Source organism: Escherichia sp. F1 (assembly GCF_046764225.1).
Classification (GTDB): Bacteria; Pseudomonadota; Gammaproteobacteria; order Enterobacterales; family Enterobacteriaceae; genus Escherichia; species Escherichia coli.
Genome location: NZ_CP177202.1, coordinates 1,290,171 through 1,304,012 on the forward strand (window position 1 = coordinate 1,290,171; position 13,842 = coordinate 1,304,012).

10 protein-coding genes are annotated in these 13,842 nt (G+C 52.4%); 8 read left to right on the top strand and 2 right to left on the bottom strand.

What is annotated here, in order from left to right; translation table 11 throughout:
* Nucleotide 1 precedes the first annotated feature (1 nt).
* The 4 genes from fdx (at nt 2) to sseB (ending at nt 2,809) form a co-directional block, all read left to right on the top strand.
* Nucleotides 2–337: an ISC system 2Fe-2S type ferredoxin gene (gene fdx / locus ACK8NJ_RS06190; RefSeq protein ID WP_001124471.1), complete on the top strand. Its 336-nt coding sequence runs from the start codon at nt 2–4 to the stop codon at nt 335–337.
* An 11-nt stretch (nt 338–348) separates the two neighbouring features.
* Nucleotides 349–549, top strand: a complete 201-nt coding sequence (iscX, locus tag ACK8NJ_RS06195) for a Fe-S cluster assembly protein IscX (RefSeq protein ID WP_000523619.1) — start codon at nt 349–351, stop codon at nt 547–549.
* Nucleotides 550–607: 58 nt separating this feature from the next.
* Nucleotides 608–1,891 (top strand): aminopeptidase PepB, encoded by a 1,284-nt coding sequence (gene pepB, locus ACK8NJ_RS06200; protein ID WP_000133605.1) that lies wholly within the window; start codon nt 608–610, stop codon nt 1,889–1,891.
* A 141-nt stretch (nt 1,892–2,032) separates the two neighbouring features.
* Nucleotides 2,033–2,809, top strand: coding sequence for an enhanced serine sensitivity protein SseB (gene sseB, locus ACK8NJ_RS06205; protein WP_001521057.1), 777 nt, complete (start codon nt 2,033–2,035; stop codon nt 2,807–2,809).
* Between the two features lie 31 nt (nt 2,810–2,840).
* Here the strand turns inward: sseB and timP are convergent, their stop codons facing one another.
* Together timP and sseA are read right to left on the bottom strand one after the other, a co-directional pair.
* Complete coding sequence (timP, locus tag ACK8NJ_RS06210; protein ID WP_004974226.1) at nt 2,841–2,966, bottom strand: small toxic inner membrane protein TimP; 126 nt, start codon at nt 2,964–2,966, stop codon at nt 2,841–2,843.
* A 602-nt stretch (nt 2,967–3,568) separates the two neighbouring features.
* A complete protein-coding gene (sseA, locus tag ACK8NJ_RS06215) occupies nt 3,569–4,414 on the bottom strand; it encodes a 3-mercaptopyruvate sulfurtransferase (RefSeq protein WP_042064202.1) in 846 nt (281 codons plus the stop codon).
* A gap of 206 nt (nt 4,415–4,620) precedes the next feature.
* Here sseA and yfhM point away from each other — a divergent pair, with 206 nt between their 5' ends.
* The 4 genes from yfhM (at nt 4,621) to ACK8NJ_RS06235 (ending at nt 13,776) form a co-directional block, all read left to right on the top strand.
* Nucleotides 4,621–9,579: an alpha2-macroglobulin gene (gene yfhM, locus ACK8NJ_RS06220; RefSeq protein ID WP_411962254.1), complete on the top strand. Its 4,959-nt coding sequence runs from the start codon at nt 4,621–4,623 to the stop codon at nt 9,577–9,579.
* Nucleotides 9,580–11,892: a peptidoglycan glycosyltransferase PbpC gene (gene pbpC / locus ACK8NJ_RS06225; protein WP_001137705.1), complete on the top strand. Its 2,313-nt coding sequence runs from the start codon at nt 9,580–9,582 to the stop codon at nt 11,890–11,892.
* A gap of 148 nt (nt 11,893–12,040) precedes the next feature.
* The gene (gene ndk / locus ACK8NJ_RS06230) at nt 12,041–12,472 is read left to right on the top strand and encodes a nucleoside-diphosphate kinase (protein WP_000963837.1); all 432 of its coding nucleotides are present in this window, start codon (nt 12,041–12,043) and stop codon (nt 12,470–12,472) included.
* A 149-nt stretch (nt 12,473–12,621) separates the two neighbouring features.
* Complete coding sequence (locus tag ACK8NJ_RS06235; protein ID WP_000003317.1) at nt 12,622–13,776, top strand: bifunctional tRNA (adenosine(37)-C2)-methyltransferase TrmG/ribosomal RNA large subunit methyltransferase RlmN; 1,155 nt, start codon at nt 12,622–12,624, stop codon at nt 13,774–13,776.
* Nucleotides 13,777–13,842: the final 66 nt, after the last annotated feature.

The following is a 13,842-nucleotide window of genomic DNA, read 5'->3' on the forward strand; positions in this document are numbered from 1 at the left end:
TATGCCAAAGATTGTTATTTTGCCTCATCAGGATCTCTGCCCTGATGGCGCTGTTCTGGAAGCGAATAGTGGTGAAACCATTCTCGACGTTGCGCTGCGTAACGGTATCGAGATTGAACACGCCTGTGAAAAATCCTGTGCTTGCACCACCTGCCACTGCATCGTTCGCGAAGGTTTTGACTCGCTGCCGGAAAGCTCAGAGCAGGAAGACGACATGCTGGACAAAGCCTGGGGACTGGAGCCGGAAAGCCGTTTAAGCTGCCAGGCGCGCGTTACCGACGAAGATTTAGTGGTCGAAATCCCGCGTTACACTATCAACCATGCGCGTGAGCATTAACAGAGGTTAGTATGGGACTTAAGTGGACCGATAGCCGCGAAATTGGCGAAGCACTGTACGATGCGTATCCCGATCTTGATCCGAAAACGGTTCGATTCACCGATATGCATCAGTGGATTTGCGAGCTGGAAGATTTCGACGACGACCCGCAGGCATCCAACGAGAAAATCCTCGAAGCGATTTTGTTAGTCTGGCTTGACGAGGCCGAGTAAATGAACGGGCTGCCTGGGGGTAGCCCGTTTTGCTGTTAAACGAATAAGGATAACTAAAATGACAGAAGCGATGAAGATTACCCTCTCTACCCAACCTGCCGACGCGCGCTGGGGAGAAAAAGCGACTTACAGCATTAATAATGATGGCATTACCCTGCATTTGAACGGGACAGACGATCTGGGGCTGATCCAGCGTGCGGCGCGCAAGATTGACGGTCTGGGCATCAAGCATGTTCAGTTAAGCGGTGAAGACTGGGATGCGGATCGCTGCTGGGCATTCTGGCAAGGTTACAAAGCCCCGAAAGGCACACGTAAAGTGGAGTGGCCGGATCTGGACGATGCCCAACGGCAGGAACTGGATAACCGCCTGATGATCATCGACTGGGTGCGTGACACCATCAACGCACCGGCGGAAGAACTGGGGCCATCGCAACTGGCACAGCGTGCTGTTGATCTGATCAGCAATGTCGCGGGCGATCGTGTGACTTACCGGATCACCAAAGGTGAAGATCTGCGTGATCAAGGTTATATGGGGCTGCACACGGTCGGACGCGGTTCAGAACGTTCTCCGGTATTGCTGGCGCTGGATTACAACCCAACTGGCGATAAAGAAGCGCCAGTGTACGCGTGCCTGGTTGGTAAAGGCATCACCTTTGATTCCGGCGGCTACAGCATCAAACAGACCGCATTTATGGACTCGATGAAGTCGGACATGGGCGGCGCGGCAACGGTTACCGGAGCGCTGGCGTTTGCCATTACGCGCGGACTGAACAAGCGCGTGAAGCTGTTCCTCTGCTGTGCGGATAACCTGATCAGCGGCAATGCGTTCAAGCTGGGCGATATCATTACCTATCGCAACGGTAAAAAAGTTGAAGTGATGAACACCGATGCGGAAGGGCGTCTGGTGCTGGCCGATGGCCTGATTGATGCCAGTGCGCAGAAACCGGAACTGATCATTGATGCGGCGACCCTCACCGGGGCGGCGAAAACTGCGCTGGGTAATGATTATCACGCGCTGTTCAGTTTTGACGATGCGCTTGCCGGTCGCTTGCTGGCGAGTGCCGCGCAGGAGAATGAACCGTTCTGGCGTCTGCCGCTGGCGGAGTTCCACCGCAGCCAGCTGCCGTCTAACTTTGCCGAACTGAACAATACCGGAAGCGCGGCGTATCCGGCAGGTGCGAGCACGGCGGCGGGCTTCCTGTCGCACTTTGTTGAGAACTATCAGCAAGGCTGGCTGCATATCGACTGCTCGGCGACTTACCGTAAAGCGCCGGTTGAACAGTGGTCTGCGGGTGCTACGGGACTTGGTGTGCGCACGATTGCTAATCTGTTAACGGCGTAAACTAATATGCCGGATGCGGCGTAAACGCCTTATCCGGCCTACAAATTGCGAAAATCCAATAGATTGCGACTCCCTTGTAGGCCTGATAAGCGTGGCGTATCAGGTACTTGTGCCCCGAACGTTGAATGAATTGTGGTTCTTATGTCCGAAACAAAAAATGAACTTGAAGACCTGCTGGAAAAAGCAGCAACCGAACCGGCGCACCGCCCGGCCTTTTTCCGTACGCTACTGGAATCCACCGTCTGGGTGCCTGGTACGGCGGCGCAGGGCGAGGCTGTGGTTGAAGATAGCGCGCTTGATTTACAGCACTGGGAAAAAGAAGATGGCACCAGCGTCATTCCTTTTTTCACCTCGTTAGAAGCACTTCAACAGGCGGTTGAAGACGAACAGGCATTTGTCGTAATGCCCGTTCGCACATTGTTTGAGATGACCCTTGGCGAAACGCTCTTCCTTAATGCCAAACTGCCAACCGGTAAAGAATTTATGCCGCGTGAAATCAGTTTGTTGATTGGTGAAGAAGGAAATCCGCTGAGCAGCCAGGAAGTACTGGAGGGCGGTGAATCGCTGATATTATCGGAAGTCGCAGAGCCACCAGCACAAATGATTGATTCTCTCACCACCTTATTTAAAACTATTAAGCCGGTGAAGCGTGCTTTTATTTGTTCAATTAAAGAGAACGAAGAGGCACAGCCTAATTTACTTATTGGCATTGAAGCCGATGGTGATATCGAAGAAATTATTCAGGCGGCGGGAAGTGTAGCGACCGATACATTACCTGGCGATGAACCCATCGATATTTGTCAGGTGAAAAAAGGGGAAAAAGGAATTAGCCACTTTATTACCGAACATATTGTGCCATTCTATGAACGTCGCTGGGGTGGTTTTTTGCGTGACTTTAAACAGAACCGGATAATCTAAAATATGCCGCCCCAAAGGGCGGCATTCGGGCTTACCTGCTGTTCTGAAGGTTGTTAACAACCAATAAATTGTTGCCGGAGAGACTCCGGTTATTATTTACCTCGGTTAACAGCGCACCAGAAACAATAAGTACGATACAAAAGCACCGTATCTTCATTGTGCGGTCCATGCGAAGACCGCATCACGACAGCACCACTGGCGATATTGCCGCGATAGCAAGCGCTGAGACGCGCTTGCCCTAACGGTCGCGGAACATCCTTTCCTTGAGCCAGCGCCCGCTTGCGAGACGGCGGAAAGGTCCGCAGTGGATAATACACTAACAGAACAATAATAACTCTCTTTTACTTGACAAAGAGAGAGTTACTGGCGAGTATTGTGTCCGCTGAGACGCGCTTGCATTACTACGGTAATACAATCTGCTGGAAAGGCCGCGAACCAAACCAGCAACAAATAACCGCCTGATTTTGGCGGTTTTTTGTTGTTTAAAGAAAGTGAAGTTACACGTTTAACTAATATCTTTTACCAGTTAGTATATTTTAATATTAAGCGGGATTTGTTTATATTTGTCTGAATTCGGACTGATAAGCTAAATGAATTCAAAATCTATCCTTTTTTATCTACTTGACATCGTTGATGCATAAAGCGAGTATTGAGTAGACGAGATACACTTGCAGTAATACAATCTGCTGGAAAGGCCGCGAACCAGACCAGCAATAAAAAACCGCCAAATTCGGCGGTTTTTTATTGCCTGTAAAAAGCTTATTTTACGGGCTCAACCGGTAAATCTGCTCGTGCGCCCCATTCACTCCATGCGCCGTCGTACAGTTTCACGTTTGGCACATCCAGCGTCGCGAGTGCCAACAAAACCACGGCTGCCGTTACACCAGAGCCGCAGCTGACGATAATCGGTTTGTCATAGCTGACGCCGCGACCAAAAAATATCGCATCCAGTTCATCGGTCGTTTTTAGTTCGCCTTCGCGCACCAGTTCCGTCCACGGAACGTTCAATGCACCGGGAATATGTCCGCGACGTAAACCTGGGCGAGGTTCATCAACTTCTGCGTTAAAACGTGCAGCCGGGCGGGCATCAATAATTTGCGCCGTATTTTCATGGCTTGCCAATAACACATCGGTGACTTTCACCACGGCTTCAGGATTAAACGTGGCGTTAAACTCTCCTTCCGGCAGCTCTACTGCACCTTCTTCTAACAGCAGATCATCGCGCTGCCAGCCTGCAAGTCCACCCCCCAGAATCGACACTTTCTCTACACCAAAGGTGCGCAGCATCCACCATGCTCGTGGGGCTGAGAAAAGATTACCTTCGTCATAGACAATCAGGTGCTTATCCTGGTTAACGCCTAACTCACGCATCGCCACGGCGAACGTTTCCGGGCGCGGCAGCATGTGCGGAAGCGGGGAAGTGTGATCAGAAAGCGCTTCGATATCAAAAAACACTGCGCCGGGAATATGTCCATTCAGATACTCCTGAGCAACGTTACGATCTTCCTGTCCAGGCGACGCCATGCGGGCATCGATAATCTGAATTTCCGGGTCATCAATATGTTCGGCGAGCCAGTCGGCTCCTACAAACCATGTCGTGGACATAGGCATCTCCATTTTTGCCGGGGTTAGGCTAAATTGTCGGATGTTTAGTGAAATGCGACAAGCAAAAGAGGCTGATTTGGCTGTCTGAGCCACAATTCTCACTAAAATTCGGATTGTATGGGCGTGATACTGAATTACATAACGTAAATTCTCACGCATAATAATTATTCGACGTTGCTAACGGGCCATTGTGGCAGGGATGAAAAATGAAAAAGTTACGCGTAGCCGCCTGCATGCTAATGCTGGCGCTGGCAGGGTGCGACAACAACGATAACGCGCCAACAGCGGTGAAAAAAGATGCGCCTTCTGAAGTTACTAAAGCGGCCTCTTCAGAAAACGTGAGTTCAGCAAAACTTTCCGCGCCGGAGCGACAAAAACTGGCCCAACAGAGTGCCGGTAAGGCGCTGACATTGCTGGATCTCTCTGAAGTTCAACTTGATGGCGCAGCCACGCTGGTGCTGACGTTCTCCATTCCTCTCGACCCGGATCAGGATTTCTCACGCGTTATCCATGTCGTCGATAAGAAAAGCGGCAAAGTGGATGGTGCCTGGGAGCTGTCAGATAATCTTAAAGAGTTGCGTTTACGCCACCTCGAACCGAAACGTGATTTGATCGTCACTATTGGCAAGGAGGTCAAAGCACTCAACAACGCAACCTTCAGTAAAGATTACGAAAAAACTATAACTACCCGCGATATCCAACCCAGCGTTGGTTTTGCCAGCCGTGGTTCGTTGTTACCTGGTAAAGTTATTGAAGGGCTGCCGGTAATGGCGCTCAACGTTAACAATGTTGATGTTAACTTCTTCCGTGTGAAGCCCGAATCTCTGCCTGCATTCATTAGCCAATGGGAATACCGCAATTCGCTGGCGAACTGGCAGTCTGACAAACTGCTGCAGATGGCGGATCTGGTTTATACCGGACGGTTTGATCTCAATCCTGCGCGTAACACCCGTGAAAAATTATTGCTGCCGCTGGGCGATATCAAACCGCTTCAGCAGGCAGGCGTGTATCTGGCTGTGATGAATCAGGCTGGACGTTACGATTACAGTAATCCCGCGACGCTGTTTACGTTAAGTGATATCGCCGTTTCAGCTCACCGTTATCACAATCGTCTGGATATCTTTACCCAAAGTCTGGAAAACGGCGCGGCCCAGCAAGGAATTGAAGTCTCTTTATTAAATGAGAAAGGGCAGACTCTGACTCAGGCAACCAGTGATGCTCAGGGGCATGTGCAGCTGGAAAATGATAAAAACGCGGCATTACTGCTGGCGCGTAAAGACGGTCAGACAACGCTACTCGATTTAAAACTTCCGGCGCTGGACTTAGCAGAATTTAACATTGCTGGCGCGCCAGGCTATAGCAAACAGTTTTTCATGTTTGGCCCGCGCGATCTTTATCGCCCGGGTGAAACGTTAATCCTCAATGGTTTGCTGCGTGATGCAGACGGTAAAGCGTTGCCCAATCAACCCATCAAGTTAGACGTGATTAAACCCGATGGGCAGGTACTCAGGAGCGTCGTTAGTCAGCCGGAAAATGGCCTCTACCACTTTACCTGGCCACTCGATAGCAATGCGGCAACCGGTATGTGGCATATTCGCGCTAACACGGGCGATAACCAGTATCGGATGTGGGATTTCCACGTCGAAGATTTTATGCCAGAGCGTATGGCGCTGAATCTGACCGGTGAGAAAACCTCGCTTACGCCGAATGATGAAGTGAAATTCTCCGTGGTGGGATACTACCTGTACGGTGCGCCTGCTAATGGTAATACTTTGCAAGGGCAACTTTTCCTGCGCCCACTGCGTGAGGCTGTGTCAGCCTTACCTGGTTTTGAATTCGGCGATATAGCTGCCGAAAACCTTTCCCGCACGCTGGATGAAGTTCAGTTGACGCTGGATGATAAAGGGCGCGGCGAAGTTTCTACAGAAAGCCAGTGGAAGGAAACGCATTCCCCATTGCAGGTTATTTTCCAGGGCAGTTTGCTTGAGTCAGGTGGTCGCCCGGTGACGCGCCGCGCTGAGCAGGCTATCTGGCCTGCCGATGCATTGCCGGGGATCCGTCCGCAGTTCGCCTCGAAATCGGTTTACGATTATCGCACTGACAGCACGGTGAAACAGCCCATTGTTGATGAAGGCAGTAACGCCGCTTTTGACATCGTTTATAGCGATGCGCAAGGCGTGAAAAAAGCCGTGTCGGGCTTGCAGGTGCGCCTGATTCGCGAACGCCGCGATTACTACTGGAACTGGTCAGAAGATGAAGGCTGGCAATCACAGTTTGATCAAAAAGATCTGATTGAAAATGAACAAACTCTGGATCTGAAAGCGGACGAAACCGGCAAGGTCAGTTTCCCGGTAGAGTGGGGCGCTTATCGTCTGGAAGTCAAAGCGCCGAATGAAGCGGTCAGTAGTGTGCGTTTCTGGGCTGGCTATAGCTGGCAGGACAACAGCGACGGGAGCGGCGCAGTGCGTCCGGACCGTGTCACGCTGAAACTGGATAAAGCCAGTTATCGCCCTGGCGACACCATTAAGTTGCATATCGCCGCGCCAACGGCGGGTAAAGGTTATGCGATGGTCGAGTCCAGTGAAGGGCCGCTGTGGTGGCAAGAGATTGATGTTCCGGCTCAAGGGCTGGATCTGACGATTCCGGTCGATAAAACCTGGAATCGTCATGATTTGTATTTAAGTACGCTGGTGGTACGTCCTGGCGATAAATCTTGCTCTGCGACGCCAAAACGCGCAGTTGGGGTGTTGCATCTGCCGCTTGGCGATGAAAACCGTCGTCTCGATCTGGCGCTGGAAACCCCCACCAAAATGCGCCCCAATCAGCCATTAACCGTGAAAATTAAAGCCAGCAATAAAAATGGTGAGATGCCAAAACAGGTGAATGTGCTGGTGTCTGCCGTTGATAGCGGTGTGCTGAATATTACTGATTACGTTACCCCCGATCCGTGGCAGGCGTTCTTTGGTCAGAAACGCTATGGTGCAGACATTTACGATATTTACGGTCAGGTCATTGAAGGTCAGGGGCGTCTGGCAGCTCTGCGTTTTGGTGGCGATGGTGATGAGCTGAAACGTGGTGGTAAACCGCCGGTCAATCACGTCAATATTGTCGCGCAGCAGGCGCTGCCGGTAACGCTCAACGAACAGGGCGAAGGCTCGGTTACACTGCCGATTGGCGATTTTAACGGTGAACTACGCGTCATGGCGCAAGCCTGGACGGCAGATGACTTCGGTAGCAACGAAAGCAAAGTGATAGTTGCCGCACCGGTGATTGCTGAACTGAACATGCCGCGCTTTATGGCGAGTGGCGATACCTCGCGTCTGACGCTGGATATCACTAATCTTACCGATAAACCGCAAAAACTGAACGTTGCCCTGACCGCCAGTGGTTTGCTTGAACTGGTCAGCGTTTCACCCGCAGCCGTTGAATTAGCGCCAGGTGTGCGTACTACGCTGTTTATCCCGGTGCGAGCATTGCCGGGTTATGGCGATGGAGAAATTCAGGCCACCATTAGCGGGTTAGCGTTACCGGGTGAAACCGTTGCCGATCAGCATAAGCAGTGGAAAATCGGCGTCCGTCCGGCGTTCCCGGCACAAACGGTTAATTACGGTACGGCGTTGCAGCCTGGTGAGACATGGGCGATTCCGGCGGATGGATTGCAAAACTTCTCGCCTGTTACACTGGAAGGGCAATTGTTGTTGAGCGGCAAACCACCGCTGAACATCGCACGTTATATCAAAGAGTTAAAAGCGTATCCGTACGGCTGTCTTGAGCAAACCGCCAGCGGCCTGTTCCCGTCACTTTATACCAACGCAGCCCAACTGCAGGCGTTGGGCATCAAAGGCGACAGTGATGAGAAGCGCCGTGCATCGGTCGATATCGGCATTTCCCGTTTGCTGCAAATGCAACGTGATAACGGCGGCTTTGCGCTGTGGGATAAAAACGGTGACGAAGAGTACTGGCTGACGGCTTACGTGATGGATTTCCTGGTCCGCGCAGGTGAGCAGGGTTACAGCGTGCCGACAGACGTCATTAACCGGGGAAATGAGCGTCTGCTGCGCTATTTACAAGATCCGGGCATGATGTCGATCCCGTACGCGGATAATCTCAAAGCCAGTAAATTCGCCGTACAGTCTTACGCTGCGCTGGTGCTGGCCCGTCAGCAAAAAGCACCACTGGGTGCGCTGCGTGAAATCTGGGAGCATCGTGCAGATGCTGCGTCTGGATTACCGCTGCTGCAACTTGGCGTTGCGCTGAAAACCATGGGGGATGCGACGCGTAGTGAAGAAGCGATTGCGCTGGCGCTGAAAACGCCGCGTAATGATGAGCGGAAATGGCTGGGTGATTACGGTAGCCCACTGCGCGACAACGCGTTAATGCTCTCCTTGCTGGAAGAAAATAAACTGCTACCCGATGAGCAAAACACTTTGCTGAACACGCTTTCGCAGCAGGCGTTTGGTGAACGCTGGCTATCGACGCAGGAAAGCAACGCGTTGTTCATGGCTGCCCGTACGATCCAGGATTTACCGGGTAAATGGCAGGCGCAAACCTCTTTCTCAACTGAGCCGCTGACAGGCGAGAAAGCGCAAAACAGCAATCTGAATAGCGATCAACTTGCCGCCTTGCAGGTGACCAACAGTGGCGATCAGCCGTTATGGCTGCGTGTGGATGCCAGCGGTTATCCGCAATCCGCACCTTTACCGGCGAACAATGTGCTGCAAATCGAGCGTCATATTCTTGGTACTGATGGTAAGAGCAAATCGCTGGACTCGTTACGTAGCGGCGATCTGGTGCTGGTCTGGTTGCAGGTTAAAGCCAGTAACAGCGTGCCGGATGCGTTAGTCGTGGATCTGCTGCCTGCGGGTCTGGAACTGGAAAATCAGAATCTGGCGAACGGTAGCGCCAGCCTGGAGCAAAGTGGTGGCGAAGTGCAAAACTTACTGAACCAGATGCAGCAGGCGAGCATTAAGCACATTGAGTTCCGTGACGATCGCTTTGTGGCGGCGGTTGCCGTTGATGAATACCAACCGGTAACGCTGGTGTATCTGGCGCGGGCGGTGACGCCGGGAACGTATCAGGTACCGCAACCGATGGTGGAATCAATGTATGTTCCCCAATGGCGGGCGACCGGCGCGGCTGAAGATTTGCTGATTGTCAGACCGTAAATGCCTCGCTTGTTAACCAAACGCGGCTGCTGGATAACGCTGGCAGCTGCGCCATTTCTCCTTTTTCTTGCAGCGTGGGGAGCAGATAAACTCTGGCCTCTACCGCTGCATGAAGTCAATCCCGCACGAGTGGTTGTGGCGCAGGATGGGACGCCGCTCTGGCGCTTTGCCGATGCGGAAGGCATCTGGCGTTATCCGGTAACAATCGAAGATGTTTCTCCACGTTACCTTGAAGCGCTGATCAATTATGAAGATCGCTGGTTCTGGAAGCATCCGGGGGTGAATCCATTCTCGGTGGCGCGCGCAGCATGGCAAGATCTCACTTCGGGAAGAGTTATTTCCGGTGGCAGCACGCTCACTATGCAGGTTGCTCGTCTGCTTGATCCTCACCCCAAAACATTTGGCGGCAAAATTCGCCAGCTCTGGCGCGCGTTGCAACTGGAGTGGCATCTGTCTAAGCGTGAAATTCTGACCTTGTATCTTAACCGCGCTCCGTTTGGCGGTACGTTGCAGGGGATCGGTGCGGCAAGTTGGGCTTATCTCGGAAAATCGCCTGCGAATTTAAGCTATTCCGAGGCGGCAATGCTGGCGGTTTTGCCGCAAGCTCCCAGCCGTCTTCGCCCGGATCGTTGGCCGGAGCGTGCCGAAGCCGCGCGTAATAAAGTGCTCGAACGGATGGCCGTGCAAGGTGTGTGGTCCCGTGAGCAGGTAAAAGAGTCAAGGGAAGAACCCATCTGGCTGGCACCCCGACAAATGCCGCAACTGGCACCGCTGTTTTCGCGCATGATGCTCGGTAAAAGCAAAAGCGACAAAATCGTTACGACGCTGGATGCCGGTCTTCAACGACGTCTGGAAGAACTGGCGCAAAACTGGAAAGGACGATTACCACCGCGCAGCTCACTGGCGATGATCGTGGTTGATCATACCGATATGCGTGTTCGCGGCTGGGTGGGTTCGGTTGATCTCAACGATGATTCACGCTTTGGTCATGTTGATATGGTCAATGCGATCCGATCGCCAGGATCGGTGCTCAAACCGTTTGTTTACGGTCTGGCGCTGGATGAAGGATTGATTCACCCGGCATCACTGCTGCAAGACGTCCCCCGGCGTACCGGTGATTACCGACCTGGCAACTTTGACAGCGGTTTTCATGGGCCGATCAGCATGAGCGAGGCGCTGGTGCGCTCGCTGAATTTACCAGCTGTGCAGGTGCTGGAAGCCTATGGACCGAAACGGTTTGCGGCAAAGTTACGCAATGTTGGATTGCCGTTATATTTGCCCAACGGTGCTGCGCCGAATCTTTCACTCATTCTCGGCGGCGCTGGTGCAAAACTGGAAGATATGGCGGCAGCGTATACCGCGTTTGCTCGCCACGGCAAGGCAGGCAAATTGCGCTTACAGCCTGACGATCCGCTGCTTGAACGGCCTTTAATGTCGTCGGGGGCGGCGTGGATCATTCGCCGGATTATGGCTGATGAAGCGCAACCCTTGCCGGATGGTGCCTTGCCGCGCGTCGCCCCACTGGCATGGAAAACGGGCACCAGCTATGGCTATCGTGACGCCTGGGCGATTGGGGTTAACGCTCGCTATGTCATTGGGATCTGGACTGGCAGACCGGACGGCACGCCCGTTGTTGGTCAGTTTGGCTTTGCCAGTGCCGTACCGCTATTGAATCAGGTCAATAATATCTTACTGTCGCGCAGTGCAAATCTGCCGGAAGACCCACGTCCTGACTCTGTAAGTCGTGGCGTTATCTGCTGGCCGGGCGGACAGTCTTTGCCGGAAGGTGACGGTAACTGTCGCCGCCGCCTGGCAACCTGGCTACTGGACGGGAGCCAGCCGCCAACTCTATTACTGCCGGAGCAGGAAGGCATTAATGGCATTCGTTTCCCCATCTGGCTGGATGAAAACGGCAAACGTGTTGCCGCTGATTGCCCTCAGGCGCGACAAGAAATGATAAATGTCTGGCCGCTACCACTGGAACCCTGGTTACCCGCATCAGAACGTCGCGCTGTGCGCTTACCACCGGCCTCGACAATTTGCCCGCCATACGGTCACGATGCACAACTCCCACTGCAGCTGACAGGTGTTCGCGATGGAGCGATTATTAAACGTTTACCGGGCGCAGCGGAAGCGACTTTGCCGTTGCAATCAAGTGGAGGGGCAGGCGAACGCTGGTGGTTTCTGAATGGCGAACCGTTAACTGAACGCGGGCGCAACGTGACCCTGCATTTGATGGATAAAGGCGATTATCAATTGCTGGTGATGGATGAGGTGGGGCAAATCGCGACAGTGAAATTTGTCATGCAATAGTCTGTTTTGTCCCTGATTGTTGCTTAAACTAGGTTTATTTTAAAAAAATGTTACCTTCATCAATAGTCAACGGCCCTGTTGCTCATTATAATCCGCGCCATCTCGTACGCTGGTACAGACAACAACAGAACAATTTACAGAGGTAAAAATGGCTATTGAACGTACTTTTTCCATCATCAAACCGAACGCGGTAGCAAAAAACGTCATAGGTAATATCTTTGCGCGCTTTGAAGCTGCAGGGTTCAAAATTGTCGGCACCAAAATGCTGCACCTGACCGTTGAACAGGCTCGTGGCTTTTATGCTGAACACGATGGAAAACCGTTCTTTGATGGTCTGGTTGAATTCATGACTTCTGGCCCGATCGTTGTTTCCGTGCTGGAAGGTGAAAATGCTGTTCAGCGTCACCGCGATCTGCTGGGCGCGACCAATCCGGCAAATGCACTGGCCGGTACTCTGCGTGCTGATTACGCTGACAGCCTGACCGAAAATGGTACCCACGGTTCTGATTCCGTCGAATCTGCCGCTCGCGAAATCGCTTATTTCTTCGGCGAAGGCGAAGTGTGCCCGCGCACCCGTTAATAATTTCGTAAATGCCGCGTGCAAACGTGGCATCCGTGCGCCAGAATTTGTACAATGCAGCGCCCCCGGACGAGCAGCCGCTCACCGGGGCGTTTCTTTTTTCAACCCTCCAGGGGCCATAACGTGTAATAACGAGGCCGGAATAGCATATGTCTGAACAATTAGTCACACCTGAAAACGTCACCACGAAAGATGGAAAAATCAACCTGCTGGATCTCAACCGTCAGCAGATGCGGGAGTTTTTTAAAGATTTAGGTGAAAAACCCTTCCGCGCCGATCAGGTGATGAAGTGGATGTATCACTATTGCTGCGACAACTTTGATGAGATGACCGACATCAACAAAGTGTTGCGCGGCAAACTGAAAGAGGTGGCGGAGATCCGCGCACCGGAAGTGGTTGAAGAACAGCGTTCATCTGACGGCACCATTAAATGGGCAATTGCCGTTGGCGATCAGCGCGTCGAAACGGTGTATATCCCGGAAGACGACCGTGCCACGCTCTGCGTCTCTTCGCAGGTGGGGTGTGCGCTGGAGTGTAAATTCTGTTCCACCGCCCAGCAGGGCTTTAACCGCAACCTGCGGGTATCGGAAATTATCGGCCAGGTGTGGCGTGCAGCGAAAATCGTCGGCGCAGCAAAAGTCACCGGTCAGCGTCCAATCACTAACGTAGTGATGATGGGCATGGGCGAGCCGCTGCTCAACCTGAACAATGTCGTTCCGGCGATGGAAATCATGCTTGATGATTTCGGTTTTGGCCTGTCTAAACGTCGCGTGACGCTTTCCACTTCCGGTGTAGTTCCGGCGCTGGATAAACTGGGCGATATGATCGACGTTGCACTGGCAATTTCCCTGCACGCGCCGAACGACGAAATTCGTGACGAAATTGTGCCGATCAACAAAAAGTACAATATCGAAACGTTCCTTGCTGCGGTACGCCGTTATCTGGAGAAATCCAACGCCAATCAGGGCCGAGTCACTATTGAATACGTGATGCTTGACCACGTTAACGACGGCACTGAACACGCGCACCAACTGGCGGAGCTACTGAAAGATACGCCGTGTAAGATCAACCTGATCCCGTGGAACCCGTTCCCTGGCGCGCCGTATGGACGCAGTTCGAACAGCCGTATCGACCGTTTCTCAAAAGTGCTGATGAGCTACGGTTTCACCACTATTGTGCGTAAAACTCGTGGTGATGATATCGATGCTGCCTGTGGTCAGTTGGCGGGCGATGTTATCGACCGTACGAAACGTACCCTGCGTAAACGGATGCAGGGTGAAGCCATCGATATTAAAGCGGTCTGATAGCCATTACGCCACGGTTACTTTATGTACCGTGGCGTAATCTTTTATGAATGAAGTATTAAGTTG